General features: G+C 72.7%; 14 protein-coding genes. 7 read left to right on the top strand and 7 right to left on the bottom strand.

What is annotated here, in order from left to right; genetic code table 11:
• Positions 1–714: 714 nt before the first annotated feature.
• Both ABVB68_RS01065 and ABVB68_RS01060 read left to right on the top strand, forming a co-directional pair.
• Positions 715–1,719, top strand: coding sequence for an alpha/beta fold hydrolase (locus ABVB68_RS01065; RefSeq protein WP_353598886.1), 1,005 nt, complete (start codon positions 715–717; stop codon positions 1,717–1,719).
• Positions 1,720–1,767: 48 nt separating this feature from the next.
• Positions 1,768–2,163, top strand: coding sequence for a hypothetical protein (locus ABVB68_RS01060; protein WP_353598885.1), 396 nt, complete (start codon positions 1,768–1,770; stop codon positions 2,161–2,163).
• A gap of 148 nt (positions 2,164–2,311) precedes the next feature.
• Here ABVB68_RS01060 and ABVB68_RS01055 read toward each other — a convergent pair whose 3' ends face one another.
• The 4 genes from ABVB68_RS01055 to ABVB68_RS01040 all read right to left on the bottom strand — a co-directional run bounded on the left by ABVB68_RS01055 (position 2,312) and on the right by ABVB68_RS01040 (position 8,287).
• On the bottom strand, positions 2,312–3,247 hold the full coding sequence (locus ABVB68_RS01055) for an EamA family transporter (protein ID WP_353598884.1): 936 nt from the start codon (positions 3,245–3,247) through the stop codon (positions 2,312–2,314).
• 147 nt (positions 3,248–3,394) lie between these two features.
• Positions 3,395–4,516 (bottom strand): lipid II:glycine glycyltransferase FemX, encoded by a 1,122-nt coding sequence (locus ABVB68_RS01050; RefSeq protein WP_353598883.1) that lies wholly within the window; start codon positions 4,514–4,516, stop codon positions 3,395–3,397.
• 61 nt (positions 4,517–4,577) lie between these two features.
• Positions 4,578–5,339 carry a metallophosphoesterase family protein gene (locus ABVB68_RS01045; protein WP_353598882.1) on the bottom strand — a complete coding sequence of 254 codons (762 nt, stop codon included), beginning with the start codon at positions 5,337–5,339 and terminating at the stop codon, positions 4,578–4,580.
• On the bottom strand, positions 5,336–8,287 hold the full coding sequence (locus ABVB68_RS01040) for an FAD-binding and (Fe-S)-binding domain-containing protein (RefSeq protein WP_353598881.1): 2,952 nt from the start codon (positions 8,285–8,287) through the stop codon (positions 5,336–5,338). The genes ABVB68_RS01045 and ABVB68_RS01040 overlap by 4 nt, the downstream gene beginning before the upstream one ends.
• A 156-nt stretch (positions 8,288–8,443) precedes the next feature.
• Between ABVB68_RS01040 and serC the strand changes: the two genes are divergently transcribed.
• Both serC and ABVB68_RS01030 read left to right on the top strand, forming a co-directional pair.
• A complete protein-coding gene (gene serC / locus ABVB68_RS01035; protein ID WP_353598880.1) occupies positions 8,444–9,562 on the top strand; it encodes a phosphoserine transaminase in 1,119 nt (372 codons plus the stop codon).
• Positions 9,563–9,680: 118 nt separating this feature from the next.
• Positions 9,681–11,138 carry an FG-GAP-like repeat-containing protein gene (locus ABVB68_RS01030; RefSeq protein WP_353598879.1) on the top strand — a complete coding sequence of 486 codons (1,458 nt, stop codon included), beginning with the start codon at positions 9,681–9,683 and terminating at the stop codon, positions 11,136–11,138.
• 71 nt (positions 11,139–11,209) lie between these two features.
• Here ABVB68_RS01030 and ABVB68_RS01025 read toward each other — a convergent pair whose 3' ends face one another.
• Together ABVB68_RS01025 and ABVB68_RS01020 are read right to left on the bottom strand one after the other, a co-directional pair.
• Entirely contained in the window at positions 11,210–11,389 is a 180-nt protein-coding gene (locus ABVB68_RS01025) for a DUF397 domain-containing protein (RefSeq protein WP_353598878.1), read from the bottom strand.
• 2 nt (positions 11,390–11,391) lie between these two features.
• Positions 11,392–12,255, bottom strand: coding sequence for a helix-turn-helix domain-containing protein (locus ABVB68_RS01020; protein ID WP_353598877.1), 864 nt, complete (start codon positions 12,253–12,255; stop codon positions 11,392–11,394).
• Between the two features lie 136 nt (positions 12,256–12,391).
• Between ABVB68_RS01020 and ABVB68_RS01015 the strand changes: the two genes are divergently transcribed.
• Positions 12,392–12,814, top strand: a complete 423-nt coding sequence (locus ABVB68_RS01015; protein ID WP_353598876.1) for an ATP-binding protein — start codon at positions 12,392–12,394, stop codon at positions 12,812–12,814.
• Positions 12,795–13,079, top strand: a complete 285-nt coding sequence (locus ABVB68_RS01010; RefSeq protein WP_353598875.1) for a hypothetical protein — start codon at positions 12,795–12,797, stop codon at positions 13,077–13,079. The genes ABVB68_RS01015 and ABVB68_RS01010 overlap by 20 nt, the downstream gene beginning before the upstream one ends.
• Positions 13,080–13,309: 230 nt before the next feature.
• On the opposite strand, the gene ABVB68_RS01005 is transcribed toward ABVB68_RS01010, so the two are convergent.
• Positions 13,310–14,281, bottom strand: a complete 972-nt coding sequence (locus ABVB68_RS01005) for a WD40 repeat domain-containing protein (RefSeq protein WP_353598874.1) — start codon at positions 14,279–14,281, stop codon at positions 13,310–13,312.
• A gap of 109 nt (positions 14,282–14,390) precedes the next feature.
• On the opposite strand from ABVB68_RS01005, the gene ABVB68_RS01000 reads away from it, so the two are divergent.
• The gene (locus ABVB68_RS01000) at positions 14,391–15,077 is read left to right on the top strand and encodes a GDSL-type esterase/lipase family protein (protein ID WP_353598873.1); all 687 of its coding nucleotides are present in this window, start codon (positions 14,391–14,393) and stop codon (positions 15,075–15,077) included.
• Positions 15,078–15,164: the final 87 nt, after the last annotated feature.

Raw genomic sequence — 15,164 nt, 5'->3', positions numbered from 1 at the left:
CCCGGAGGAAGCGGGCCACCCTGCTCGGAGGACGCAGACTCACTCCGGCGGGGGCGGCGGCCGGTACCGGAGGAAGCGGGCCACCCTGCTCGGAGGACGCAGACTCACTCCGGCGGGGGCGGCGGCCGGTACCGGAGGAAGCGGGCCACCCTGCTCGGAGGTCCGGCCCGGCACACGTCGCTGCCGCCGGACCGAAGCGTTCATCGACACCGGGCACGACAGCGCCGGGAGCGAGGCCCCGACCGCGTGATGCACGTGGTCCCGGTGATCCCTGTGAGCCACGTGATCCCTGTGAACCCTGTGAGCCACGTAATCCGGCGAATCACGCGATCCGCGCGATCCCGGCGAACCACGCGATCCGCGTGATCCCCGGTCTCCCGGGTCTCCCGGGTCTCCCCGACCTCCCCCGGTCTTTCCGATCTCCCGGATCTCCCCCTCTCCCCCGTCTCCCCGGTGATCCCCGATCTCCCGGATCTCTCCCGTCTCCCCCGTGATCCTTGATCATGCTCGCCACCCGCGCCGCGGGCGATTCCGCGACGCCGGGAACCCGCGGCCGCGGACACGGCGCGTCAGCACTCACCGGGCCCCCGGGCACCTCCGCACCGCCCGGCCGCACAGACCCCGCTTCACCCGGTTGGAGGCCATGGCCGGGCCGGACGGCGGCCGGCCGTGAAAGCTGATGCAGCACAGGCTCCCGAGAAAGGCGAGGCCGGAATGACGGAATCCGTGCTCCATGGTTCACGGCGCCGAATACGGCGCACCCGCGTCGCGGCAGCGGGGTTCGCCGCCGCCGCTCTGTGCGCGGGTACGGTCGCCCCGGCCCTTGCGGTCGGTGACGCAGGCGGCGAGAAGCCCACCATCGTGCTGGTGCACGGCGCCTTCGCGGACGGCTCCAGCTGGAACGGGGTGATCAAACAACTGGAGCGCCAGGGCTACAGGGTCATGGCCCCGGCCAACCCGCTGCGCGGGCTGTACAGCGACTCGGCCTACCTCGCCTCCGTGCTGAAGAGCATCAAGGGCCCGATCGTGCTGGCCGGCCACTCCTACGGCGGAGCCGTGATCAGCACGGCCGCGGCCGGCAACCCCCAGGTGAAGTCCCTGGTGTACATCTCGGCGCTGATGCCCGACGTGGGCGAGAGCGGTATGTCACTGGCCGGCCGCTTCCCCAGCGCCCTCGGCACCGCCACCCAGGCCGTGTCCTACCGGGCGGGCGGCGGCGTCAGCGGGACCGACCTCTACATCAAGCGCGACAAGGTGCACCCGGTCTTCGCCGCCTGCCTCCCGGCGAGCCAGGCGAACCTGCTGGCGGGCACCCAACGGCCCGTCGCCACCACCGCGTTCTCCGAGACGGCCAAGGTCGCGGCCTGGAAGACCATCCCGTCGTGGGCGCTCGTCGCCCGGCAGGACATGGCCGTCAACCCGGCCCAGGAACGGTTCGAGGCCAAGCGCGCCCACTCCCACACGGTGGAGATCGACTCCTGCCACGTGTCGCTGGTCGCGCAACCCGGCGCCGTCGCCAACCTGATCCTCCAGGCCGCCACCGCCGCCGGCGCCGCCACCACCGTCGCCACCACCACCGCGAGCGGATCCGACCGCCCGGCGCTCGCGAACACCGGCTCGGCGTGGCGCTCCGCGGCCGTGACCGGTCTCGCCGGTGCCTCCGTGGCCACCGGCATCGCGGTCGTCCTCCTCGGCCGCCGGCTGCGCCGCACGCACTGACCCCACAGGGCTGTCAGGCAGTGCACCGGGGGGTCCTAGAGTGGCCTGATGTTCGATCGGTTGGAGATCAGGGTGCTGCCGCGGGGACCACGCTTCCCTGCCCAACTTCGCTTCCGGGTCAACGGCGAGGACGTCGTGGAACAGGCGGTCGGCACCGGGGGCCGCGGACCGCTTGCGGCGGAAGCGTTGCCCTTCGGTCTCCCCAGCCCGCTACGAGCGACCCGCGAGCCGTGCCGGGTGCGGTTGGGTGAGCCGGAGTGCACCGGGGGATGCTGCGGCTTCCTCTCTGTGGTCGTGCAGCGCATCGGGGACGTCGTCCACTGGTCGGACTGGCAGGTTCCGCGCGTGGGGGCCCGGCCGTCGGAGTTCGACTTCGACGCGAGCGAGTACGACGCGGAAGTGGCCCGCGCCGAGGCTGATCCCTGGCGTCGGTACTCGGCGTAGCCTGGCCGGCTGCGCCGGAACAGGGTCCACCCCGCTGGGGGGTGCGATCCGGCGGCAACGGCTCGATTCGCGCCCACGGCATATCGGTCGATGCCACGTCCAGCGTGGCGAGGCGACCAGGGGAAGGTGGCGGTCCGAAAGCAGCCGCCTAGGCCTCCGGGGCCCGGAGCGGTGTCCTGGAGCGGCCGACCTGTGTGCGCACGGCGCCGACGCTCGCCGCGATGACCAGGGCTATCGCGGCGGCCTCCGCGGCGGACAGGGACTGGTCGAGGATGAGGAAGCCGGCCGTCGCCGCGATGGCCGGTTCCAGGCTCATCAGGATGGCGAAGGTGGAGGCGGGCAGCCGGCGCAGGGCCAGCAGTTCGAGGGTGTAGGGCAGCACCGAGGAGAGCAGGGCCACCGCCGAGCCCAGGGCGATGGTCGTGGGGTCGAGCAGGCGCGTGCCCGCCGTGGCTATGCCGATGGGCAGGAACAGCACGGCCGCGACCGCCATGGCCAGCGCCAGACCGTCCGCCTGCGGGAAGCGGCGGCCTGTACGCGCACTGAAGACTATGTACGCCGCCCACATGGTGCCGGCACCCAGGGCGAAGGCGACACCCGTGGGGTCGAGGTCGCTGAAGCCTCCGCCGCCGAGCAGGAAGACGCCCGCGAGCGCGAGGGCCGCCCAGAGCGCGTTGATCGCCCGGCGGGAGGCCAGGACCGACAGGGTCAGCGGGCCGAGGACCTCCAGGGTGACTGCGGGACCCAGCGGGATACGGGCGACCGCCTCGTAGAAGAGGCCGTTCATCGCGCCCATGGTGATGCCGAACACGATCACCGTGCCCCAGTCGGCGCGGGAGTGTCCCCGCAGCCTGGGGCGGCACACGAGCAGGAGGACCACGGCCGCCGCGAGCAGTCGCAGGGTCACCACCCCGGACGCGCCGGCCCGGGGCATCAGCGTCACCGCGAGGGCCCCGCCGAACTGCACCGAGACACCGCCCGCCAGCACCAGCCCGACCGGGCCGAGCGCACGCAGACGGCGCGGGGCGCCACCGGGGGACGCGGGTGCGGCCTGGGTCGGGGAGGTGGCGCTGGGCGTGCTCACGGGCGGTCCTGGGCTGGCTCGGGGATCAGGTCGCGTTCATCTCGCTGTACTGCTCAGTCCAGGGTAGTAGACCTGGTCAGGAGCGTAAACCCTTGATGTAACTGTCCTGGATGCTGAGACGCGCGGTGTTCGGATGGCGGGAACGGCTCAGCGCCGGGTCATGTAGACGTCGAGTGCCTTGTGCAGCAGCCGGTTCAGCGGGTAGTCCCACTCCCCCACGTACTCCACGGCCTCCCCGCCCGCGCCGACCTTGAAGCGGAGCAGTCCGAGCAGGTGGTTCGACTCCTCCAGGGTGTCGGTGATGCCCCGGAAGTCGTAGACGTGGGCGCCGAGTTCATGGGCGTCGCACATCATGCGCCACTGCATCGCGTTGTTGGGCTGCACCTCGCGCTTGCGGCCGGTGGAGGCGCCGTAGGAGTACCAGACGTGGCCGCCGACGATCAGCATGGTGGCGGCGGCGAGCACCTCCCCGTCGTGGTGGGCGAGGTACAGCCGCATCCGGTCGGGGTGTTCGGTGGTGAGGGCGGTCCACATCCGCTGGAAGTACGGCAGCGGGCGCGGGACGAACCGGTCCCGCTCGGCCGTCTCGGTGTAGAGGCCGTAGAAGACAGGCAGGTCGTCGTAGCCTCCCCGGACGATCTTCACGCCCGCCTTCTCGGCCTTCTTGACGTTGCGCCGCCACTGCTGGTTGAGCCCGCGCTGGACGTCCTCCAGCGACCGTCCCGCGAGCGGCACCTGGCACACGTACCGCGGCTGGCCCGCGGCGAAGCCGTCCTCCTGGCCGGGTTCGCTCTGCCGCCAGCCCATCGCGCGCAACCGGTCGGTGAGGTCGAGGGCCCCCTGCTCGTACGACGTCGGCGCCACCTGCCCCAGCCGGTGCGCGCCGGGGTCGGCGATCGCAGCCTTGACCGCGTCGGGACTCCACCGGCGCGCCACCACGGGCGGCCCCATCTTCACCGAGAAGGCGCCCCGGCTCTTCAGATGGGCCAGCATCGGCCGGAGCCGGTCTTCCAGCCCGGACGCGGACCAGTCGATGACCGGCCCCTCCGGCAGATAGGCCAGATACCGCTTCAGTCCGGGCAGCGGCCGCAGCAGCACCAGCCCCACCCCGGCGAGCCGCCCGTCCGCCTCGAACCATCCGAGGCTCTCCGCCCGCCAGTCGGGCTTCACCTCGCCCCACGACGGCATCTGCAGATGGCTGGCGGAGGCGAGCCCGGCCACGTGGGCGAGATGCTCGGCGCGGCTGATCGGGCGGACGGTGAGGCTCATGCGCGTGGCTCCTCGAAGCTCGACGGTCACCCGGAAGTCGCGGGGCGTCTCACCCTACGAATCACCCCCGGCCGTCCTTCGGTCCCCACGCCGCCAGCACCTCGGTGTCCGTCGCCCGCGCGCGCAGGAAGTAGTCCGCCCACGCCTCGATCTCCGGATAGCCGCACTCCCGGACCAGCCGGTCCACCGCCGCCTCCGTGTCGTACGGCGTCACGCGCAGGTCGGTGCCGGGGCCGAGGAGGCACCAGTGGGCGCCCGGGCGGCCGTACGGCATGCCGACGCTGCCGGGGTTGACCACCAGGCGGCCGTGGGCGAGCCGGACGTAGGGCATGTGGGTGTGGCCGCAGACCACGGTGCCGACGTGTGGGGACAGGCCGGTGAAGACCTCCGCCCAGCGGTCGGGCCGGGAGTCGACCAGTACCAGCTCCTCGTCGTCGCGCGGGGTGGCGTGGCAGAACAGCACCGTGCCGAGGCCGCGAATGCTCAGGGTGAGCGACGTGGGCAGCGCGGCGAGGAAGTCCACCTGCTCCTCGGTGAGGGCCCGTGCCGCGAAGGGGCCGATGGGGTCGGGGATCTCCGTCCGCTCGCCCCGGCGGTACTCCACCAGCTCGCGGTCGGCGTTCCCGCCGATCCACAGCACCCGTTCGCCCTGTGCCCGCAGCAGCCCGAGCACCTCGGCGGGCTGCGGGCCCGCCGTGATGTCACCGGTGAGCACGATCCGGTCGGCCGCGGCGACCTCGGGCTCCGCCAGCACGGCCTCCAGCGCGGGCAGTACGCCGTGGATGTCGGAGAGGACGGCCACGCGGCCGTGCTCCTCGGTCATGCCGGTCCCCCGTTCTCCTGTGCCTCGTCCAGTGCCTGTGCCAGCACCTCCGCCAGGTGCCGTCCTCTCACCCCCGCCAGCTGTTCGAGCTGCGTCCGGCAGGAGAAGCCGTCCGCGAGGACCACCGTGCCCGGCGGTGCCTGACGCACCGACGGCAGCAGCTGTTCCTCCGCGCAGGTCCGTGACACCTCGAAGTGGCCCTTCTCGAAGCCGAAGTTGCCGGCGAGGCCGCAGCAGCCTCCGCTCAGCTCGCCGGCGAGGCCCGCGGACTCGCGCAGCCGGCGGTCGGGGGCGTCGCCGAGCACCGCGTGCTGATGGCAGTGGGTCTGGCCGGCGACCGGGCGGTTCACGGCGGGCGGGGCCCAGTCGGGGGCGTATCGCTCCAGGACCTCGGCGAAGGTGAGGACCGCCGAGGCGAGCCGGGCCGCCCGGGGGTCGTCGGGCAGCAGCTCGGGCAGGTCGGTGCGCAGGGCCGCGGCGCAGCTCGGCTCCAGGACGACGACCGGGACCCGGGCCCGCAGCACCGGCTCCATCAGGTCCAGCGTGCGGCGCAGTACCGCACGGGCGCGGTCGAGCTGGCCGGTGGAGACGTAGGTCAGGCCGCAGCAGACGCGGGCCCGGCGGGCGGCGAGCAGCGCGGTCGCCGGACCTGATCTGCCGTCCCCGATCGCTCCGCCGCGCGGGACCAGCGTCGGCGGAAGGGCCACCCGCAGCCCGGCGTCCTCCAGCACCCGCACCGCGGCCCGGCCGACGGAGGGCGAGAGATGCTCGGTGAAGGTGTCCGGCCACAGGACGACCAGGTCCCGGGACGGCGCCTGCACCGGGTTCCCGGGGCCGCCCTCGGCCAGGGCTTCCCGGCCGTCCCGGACGGAGTCCTCCGCACCCCGCGCAGGCTCTCTCCGGCGCCACCAGGCCGTGAACGTCTGTGGCGCCAGCCGGGGCAGCCGGCGCTCCGGTGCGATGCCGCCCAGGCGTTTGGCGGCGGACGCCAACGGCCGGACCGACGCGAGCGCGTTGAGCAGCGGGGCCGTGCGGGTGCGGGCGGCCAGGCGCAGCCACTCCGGCAGCCGGCCCATGCTGTGGTGGGCGGCGGGGCGGCGTCGGCCGGCGTAGTGGTGGTGCAGGAACTCGGCCTTGTAGGTGGCCATGTCCACGCCGACCGGGCAGTCCGAGCGGCAGCCCTTGCAGGACAGGCAGAGGTCGAGCGCGTCCCGGACCTCCGTGGACCGCCAGCCGTCGGTGACCAGCTCGCCCGCGAGCATCTCGTGCAGCAGCCGGGCCCGGCCGCGCGTGGAGTGCTCCTCCTCGCCGGTCGCACGGTAGGAGGGGCACATCACGGCGGGGCCGGCGGCCGTGGTCGTACGGCACTTGGCCACGCCCACGCAGCGGCGGACCGCCGCGCCGAAGTCGCCGCCGTCGGCCGGATAGCCGAAGGCCACGTCGACCGGGCGGCGGGGCAGGACGGCGAAGCGGAGGTTGGTGTCGAGGGGCGCCGGGCGGACCAGCATGCCGGGGTTGAGCAGGTCGTCGGGGTCCCAGACGGCCTTGGCGCGCTCGAAGAGGGCCACCGTCCGCGCGCCGTACATCCGCGGCAGCAGCTCGGCGCGGGCCTGCCCGTCGCCGTGCTCCCCGGACAGCGAGCCGCCGTGCGCCACCACCAGGTCGGCGAGGTCCTCGGAGAAGCGGCGGAAGCGGCCGACACCGGCCTCGGTGAGCAGGTCGAAGTCGATGCGGACGTGGATGCAGCCGTCGCCGAAGTGGCCGTAGGGCGTGCCGCGCAGGCCGTGGGCCGACAGCAGCGCGCGGAAGTCGCGCAGGTAGGCGCCGAGCCGGGCGGGCGGCACCGCGCAGTCCTCCCAGCCCGGCCAGGCCTCGCTGCCGTCCGGCATGCGGGTCGCCGTGCCGCTCGCGTCCTCCCGGATCCGCCACAGGATCCGCTGGGCCGCGACGTCCGTCACCACCAGGGAGTCGACCACGTCCGCCGCGCGCACGACGGCCTCCGCACCCGCCCGTGCCTCGGCCGCCGACCCACCGCCCGTCTCCACGAACAGCCAGGCACCGCCCCGCGGCAGCCCGGCCGGTGCCCGCACCAGGTCGGCCGCCATCCCCTCGACCGTCAGCGGGCGGTACGGCAGCAGACCCGCGGCGGCCTCGGCGGCGGCGCTCTCGTCCCCATAGGCCAGCACCGCCAGCGCACGCGCGCGGGGCGCCTCCACCAGGCGGACGGCCGCCTCGGTCAGGATGCCGAGGGTGCCCTCCGAGCCGCAGAAGGAGCGGGCGACGTCGGCACCCTTCTCGGGCAGCAGGGCGTCCAGCGCATACCCGGAGATACGGCGGGGCAGGTCGGGGAAGCCGGTGCGCAGGCGGGCCAGTTCGCCTTCCACCAGCTCCCGCAGGCCCTGCGGCGCCCCCGCCCAGTCCCGCCCGAGCCGCAGCCGGTGGCCGCGCGCGGTGATCACGGACAGCTCCCGCACGCTGTCCGCGGTCGTGCCCCAGGCGACGGAGTGCGAGCCGCACGAGTTGTTGCCGATCATCCCGCCGAGCGTGCAGCGGCCGTGCGTCGAGGGGTCCGGGCCGAACCGCAGACCGTGCGGGGCGGCGGCCTCCTGGAGCCGGTCGAGGACGAGACCGGGCTGCACGACGGCCGTGCGCGTGCCCGGATCCAGCTCCAGCAGGCCGTTCATGTGCCGGGTGAAGTCCAGCACCACGCCCGTGCCCGTCGCCTGCCCGGCGATCGACGTGCCGCCACCGCGCGCCACGACCGGCACCCCGCGCGCCCGGCACACCTCCAGCACGGCGGCCACGTCCTCGGCGTCCCGCGGGGCGACCACTCCCAGCGGGACCCGCCGGTAGTTGGACGCGTCCATGGTGACCAGCGCCCGGGCGGTGACGTCGAACCCGACCTCGCCCCGGACGGCCCCGCGCAGTTCACCCGCAAGATCTGTCATGCGTCCAGGATGCATCCGGCCACGGACAGTCACCGAGACTTTTCCACAGTCCCGTCCCTATCGTCGTACAACCTCACAAGTCCACGGCTCGGCGCTCTCGTCTCATCGGACGGACACCGTTCCACGCGGGTTTCCCCCAGCGGTTAACCTCCTTCCGTGGCCGACATCCAGATCCCCGCAGACATCAAGCCCGCCGACGGACGGTTCGGCGCTGGCCCCTCCAAGGTGCGGACCGAGGCGCTGGACGCCCTCGCCGCCACCGGCACGTCTCTCCTGGGTACCTCCCACCGTCAGGCGCCCGTGAAGAACCTGGTGGGCAAGGTCCGCGAGGGCATCTCCGAGCTGTTCTCGCTGCCCGACGGCTACGAGGTGGTCCTCGGCAACGGCGGCTCCACCGCCTTCTGGGACATCGCCACCCACGGCCTGATCGAGAACAAGTCGCAGCACCTCACCTTCGGCGAGTTCTCCTCCAAGTTCGCCAAGGCGGCCAAGCTCGCCCCCTGGCTGGCCGAGCCGACCGTCATCTCCTCCGACCCCGGCACCCACCCCGAGGCCCGTGCCGAGTCGGGTGTCGACGTCTACGGCTTCACCCACAACGAGACCTCCACCGGTGTCGCCATGCCGATCCGGCGCGTGGCCGGCGCCGACGAGGGCGCGCTCGTCCTGGTGGACGCCACCTCCGGCGCGGGCGGCCTCCCGGTCGACGTCTCCGAGACCGACGTCTACTACTTCGCCCCGCAGAAGTCCTTCGCCTCCGACGGCGGCCTGTGGATCGGCGTCTTCTCGCCGGCCGCGATCGAGCGCGCCGAGCGCGTGCACGCCTCGGGCCGCCACGTCCCGGAGTTCTTCTCGCTCCCGACGGCGATCGACAACTCCCGCAAGAACCAGACGTACAACACCCCGGCCCTCGCCACGCTCTTCCTCCTGAACGAGCAGCTGGAGTGGCTCAACGGCCAGGGCGGCCTCGCCTGGTCCACGGCCCGTACGAAGGACTCCTCGACGCGCCTGTACAACTGGGCGGAGGAGTCGAAGTACGCCACCCCGTTCGTCACCGACCCGGCCAAGCGCTCGCAGGTCATCGGCACGATCGACTTCTCCGACGAGATCGACGCGGCCGCCGTCGCCAAGGTGCTGCGCGCGAACGGCGTCGTGGACACCGAGCCGTACCGCAAGCTCGGCCGCAACCAGCTGCGCGTCGCCATGTTCCCGGCGATCGACCCGGCGGACGTCGAGGCGCTGACGAAGTGTGTCGACTACGTGATCGAGAAGCTGTAGCCGTTCCGGACAGCGAGGGGCGCCCGGCGACATCCTGCCGGGCGCCCCTCGGCGTACAACCTTTCGGGATCGCCGGGGGTCGTCTCTGAGTTCGTACGTCTGTCCTGGAGAGGTACCCATGTCCCGGCCCCACCCCCAACGCTCCCGGCGTTCCGCCGCCCTGGGCGCCGCCGCCGTCGTGGCCGCCCTGGCCGGTGGTCTGCTCATCGCCGTGCCCGGCGGCGCGAGTGCCGCCCCCTCGCGTCTCGCCGACGACTTCAACGGTGACGGCTACCGCGATCTGGCGATCGGTGCCCCGGGCGCCGTCGCGGGCGGCAAGGCCAAGGCGGGTGCCGTCGTGGTCGAGTACGGCTCGGCGAGCGGTATCAGCGCCGCCCGCCACAAGACCACCACCCAGGAATCCTCCGGCGTCCCGGGCACCTCGGAGACCTCCGACCGCTTCGGTACCGAACTCGCGCACGGCGACCTCGACGACGACGGCTACGCCGACCTCGTCGTCGGCACACCGCAGGAGGACGTCGGCGGCGATGCCGACGGCGGTTCGGTCACGATCCTGTGGGGCGGCAAGTCCGGCCTGTCGGGCGGTACCACGGTCGCCGACCCGAACCCGTCCGGGCACGACCTGTTCGGCCAGTCACTCGCCGTCGGGGACTTCACCGGTGACGGGAGGACCGACCTGGCGGTCGGTTCCACCGGCAAGGACGTGTGGATCTTCAAGGGCGGTTTCACCAGGTCCCACGGCGCCGCCGGGAAGCTGCGCCTCGACACCCGGATCGAGCCCGGCGCGTTCCCCCGCGGCGCCGTCCAGCTCGCCTCCGGCGACTTCGACGACGACCGCACCGACGACCTGGTGGTCGCCTCCTCCGCGGGCAACTTCGTCTACCTGGGCACCCCGGCCGGGCCGGCGTTCCAGACCGAGGCGGGCCCGGGGTACGCGGGCGCGCTCACCGTCGCGGACTTCGACCGCGACGGGCACGACGACCTGGTCGTCGGGACCGACTTCGTCTCCGTCACGGACCAGACGGCGAAGGGCGGCTACGCCACCGTGTTCTACGGCGGTACGGCGGGCGTCGACCCCGCCCGCAACGCCGTCTTCAGCCAGGACACGGCAGGAGTGCCGGGAGTGGACGAGTCCGACGACTCCTTCGGCGCCGCCCTCGCCGCCGGCGACGTCGACGGTGACGGCTACCCGGACCTCGCCGTCGGCGCCGACTTCGAGTCCATCGGCGCCGCGCAGCACACCGGCAACGTCTGGGTGCTGCGCGGCGGCGCCTCCGGCCTGACGGGAAGCGGCGCCCAGTCCTTCCACCAGAACACCCCCGGCGTCCCGGGCGCCGACGAGTCCTCGGACATGTTCGGCGACGCCGTCCACCTCGCCGACCACAACAGGGACGGGCGCGCCGAGCTGTCGGTGGGCGCGGGCGGCGAGAACAGCGACGACGGTGCCGTATGGGTGCTGCGCGGCTCCACCAAGGGCATCACGACCACCGGCGCGGTGAGCTTCGCCGCCACGACCGTGGGCATCGGCAGGTCGGGCGACGACCCCATGTTCGGGCGCGCCTTCTCGGGCTCCTGACCGACGGCTCCCCACGGCGAAGGGCGCTCGGCGGTGACCCGCCGGGCGCCCTCCCACCTGCGTGCGGCGCGTCAGCCGAACTGGCCCACGAAGGCCTGCCAGGTCTCACGCGAGACGGTGAGGAGGGGGCCGGTGGGCTGCTTGCTGTCGCGGACGGCTCGACCGTGGTCGGCGGTGGGAGCCACCTCTACGCAGTCGCCTTGCTGTGCGGAGTACGACGACTTCTGAAAGGTGCCCACAACCTCGGTCACAATCACTCTTCCTTCGTGCTCCGCAGTACGTCCCGGATGAGTCGCGCGCTCGCGTCCGGCGCCAGTGCTGCCGATCGTAGTAGGTCGAACGCATTGCCGTAAGCGGCGAGATCCTCGGGCGCCTCCAGTACGGACGTGCCTCTCAGGTTCTCCATCGCCACGGCCTCGACTTTCGGGTCGGAGTCGAAGCTGAAGGAGGAGAACGCCGGGATCGAGCCCACCAGCGCTCCCGCACTGAGCGGTAGAACCTGCACGGTGACGTTCTTCCTCTTCATCGCGGCGAGGATCGCGGACAGTTGTTCCCGGTGGGCGTCGATGCTCACCAACGGGTGCACGACGGCCACCTCCCAGAACACGGCGGCGTAGGAGGCCCCACCCTCCCCGATCTTGGCCTGCCGCGCCTCCCGGACTCTGACCAACTGCTCCAGCACCTCCGGAGCGACGTAGTCGGGCCCAGCCGCGATAATGCCCTCCGCATAGGCCGGAGTTTGCAGCAGCCCCGGCACCAACGCGGGCTGCCATTGGCGGATGTAGGTCGCGTCGTCCTCCAACGCGATGTGGTCCAGGTAGTCCGGGCGCAGATGTTCCGCGTGCTCGAGCCACCAACCCCGATTCCTCGAATGCTTGGCCAACTCTTCCAGCTTGGACCGTACTTCGGGGTCGTTCACGCCGTAGGCATCCAGCAGCAGCCGCACCTCGATGACACGCGCCGTGACATGGCCGCTCTCAAGTCGGCTGACCCTGGCCTGACTCGCCGCGATGATCTCGGCGGCCTGCGGCTGGTCCAGCTTGGCGGCCAGTCGGTACTGCCTGAGTGCCGTACCCAGTCGCCTGCTGCGTACGGTCGGCCGTCCCCCTGCGGGCATGGGACCTCCCCTCTCCGCCGGCCACGATGCCACACCGTCACCAGCACCGAGAGCACATCACTCGATCGAGTGGTCGAGTGAATGCATTCACTTGAGAGGGTTGTTAACCCGCCGCATGCGGCCCTAGCTTCGGCCCATGCCCACAACCGAAACCTTCCGCATCCCCAAGCACCGAAGGCACGTGCCGGCCGCCCGGCAGCGCTTACGCAAGGTCCTCGCGGACTGGGGCGTCACCGACGAACTCGCCGACGCCGTGACCCTCTTGGCGAACGAACTCGTCACCAACGCCGTGACCCACTGCCGCGTCTCGCACGCCCAGGTCGGGGTCACGCTCACCCGCAGCGGACCGGCGCTGGTCCTGGAGGTGTCCGACCCGGACCGGGACGCGCTCCCCCGCCCTCACGACTCCGGACCGGACGAGGAGGGCGGCCGCGGGCTGGCGCTCGTGGCGGCGCTGGCCGACGCCTGGGGATGCCGGCAGGAGCCGTACACGAAGTGCGTGTGGGCCCGGTTCGCCCTCGGGAGGACGGAGAGGGCGCATGTTCCGGCCGCTCGCTGACGCGCTCGTCCGCGTCTTCACCACCCGCCCCCGGCCGCGCGAAGCGGACCTCGCGCGGGAGGTACGGACACCGGACCCGTACGTGTGGCGGCTTCCCAGTCCCTACGAGGCGCGCTGGCGCCGGTGGTTCGAACGCTCCCGTGCGGCGGGCCGCTACCTGCCCCCGCCGCTCGACGAGGACTGCTGGCGGATCCCGCCCGACGCCCCAGCGCCTTCCTGGCACACCGAGGACGACGTGGTACGGCCGTACGTCCTCAGACCTTGATACTCCGGCGGACGCGCGCGATCACCTGCCGGGCCTCGGCACCGGACACCGCCGACTTCAGCGAAGGTGTCCCGGACACCGCGATACAGGGCGACCGTTTCCGCCTCGTCGAGCCGGAGTCCGCGTCCCTCTCCCCGGCGCCTGATGGCGTGTTCGCCCCACAGCGTCAGGCCTCCCCTGCCCCCTCGGAGAGGCCCCTCGGCCCCGGCGCATCCCGGCCGGCAGGCTGTTCACCCCCGGCGGCGGCGTCTGCTCAGGGCGAAGAGGGTGAGTGCTCCGGCGGCGAGGACGACCGCGCCGATCTTGACGCCGGTGCCGCCCGAGGCGTCGTCGGCGCTACCGGAACCGCCGCCCCCCGCGGGCGACTCGGCGGCGGGCCGGTCCGGCGCGTCCTCCGCCTGCACCGCGCTGCGCGCGCCCTCGCTGCCGTACATCAGCTTCGTGCCGTCGACGGAGTACGACACCGACTCCCCCTGCCCCTGCAACGGCACGTCCAGGCTGCCCCTGCGCCGGATCCGGCCGCCGTTCCAGTCGTAGAGGATGCCGCCGAAGTAGCCGCGCACGGCGAGGTGCCGGCCGTCCGGGGAGAACGCGGCGTCCGTGGCCCAGAGGTCGACCGGGGCGATCGGCCTGAAGATGTTGGCGCCGGACGTGGAGAGGGAGGCCGGGCCCTCGTACAGGTGCCCGCCGTCCTCCTTCTTGTCGACGATGTAGACGCGCCCGGTCTTCGGGTGGACGAGCAGCGACTCCGCGTCGCGCGGCCCGTTCTCGTACTTCACGACGTACTGCGTGGCCGTGACCGTCTGGTCCTTCAGCACCTTCGGCTCGGGCAGCCGGTAGATCCACACGTACGGCCACTTGCCGCCGAGGTTGTCGCCGATGTCGCCGGCGTAGATCTCGTTGTGCGGGCCGATCGAGATGGCCTCGACGTCACGCGGGGACCCGATGCCGCGCAGGGTGAGCCGGGCGACGGTGTTGCCGGTCCGGCTGTCGACGGCGTAGAGGTACGGCCCGTCGTCGCTGTCGTTGTGCGTCCAGTAGACGCCCGGGTGCAGTCGGGACGCGGCGAGCCCGCTGGACTCGGTGATCCGCGGATCCTTGATGGTGAACCCCTGGTCACCCTCGCCGTCGGCGGCGGAGGCGGGCAGCGCGCAGGCACCGGCGAGCAGCATCCCGGCGAGAACGGCGAACGGTCGACGCATGCCCCAAGACTGCCATCCCCACCGGGTGTTCACAGAACGTGGTGGGCCTCACACCCCCGGGGCGCCCGCGACGGACCCAAGGGTGCCGGTGATCGTCCATCATGAGCGGATGCTCAGGTTCATGCCCGTAGGTGACTCCATGACGATCGGGAGCGCGGGCGAACACACGTGGCGTCACCGGCTGTGGCGGCACCTGTGCGAGACGTACGGCGACCCGTTCACCTTCGTCGGCCCGCGCGAGGAGCTGTACGACAAGGCGGCCGACGCCCCGGTGTCCCTGGCCTACGCCGACCCCCACTTCCCGCGCGCCCACCTGGCGGGCTGGGGCGAGGGCTGGCTGCACATGGCCCCCCTGATCGGCGACGCGGTCCGGGCGCACCGCCCCGACGTCCTGCTCGTCTCGCTGGGCCTGATCGACCTGGGCTTCTACACGAACGCCGAGCAGACCACGGAGAACGTGCGGGCCTTCGTCACCGCCGCCCGAGCGGCCCGGCCGCGCGTCCGCCTGGTGCTGCTGCCGGTGATCCCCAACATCCGGGCCGCTTCCGACCCGGCCTTCGCCGCCCAGGTGGACCACTTCAACGTCCTGCTCGCGAAGACGGCGGCCGACCTGGACGAGCCCCGCTCGCCGATCCTGCTGGCCTCGCCGCCCGAGACGTACGACATCCACACCGACACCTACGACGGCACGCATCCCAACGCCCGCGGGGAGCACAAGATCGCGGGGGCGTTCGCCGGCGCGATGTGGGAGGCGTGGGGAGTCGGACAGGCGTACGCGGCGGCCGGGACGAACTGACCGGAATCCGGCGCCTCCGGGCCACCCCGCCTATCGTTGTACAGCGCGGCCGCGGCGAACGACGGGGCGGCCGGGGAGGAGCGCCAC

This window comes from Streptomyces sp. NPDC096012 (assembly GCF_040426375.1).
Taxonomy (GTDB): domain Bacteria; phylum Actinomycetota; class Actinomycetes; order Streptomycetales; family Streptomycetaceae; genus Streptomyces.
This window is presented reverse-complemented; position numbering and strand designations above follow the sequence as displayed.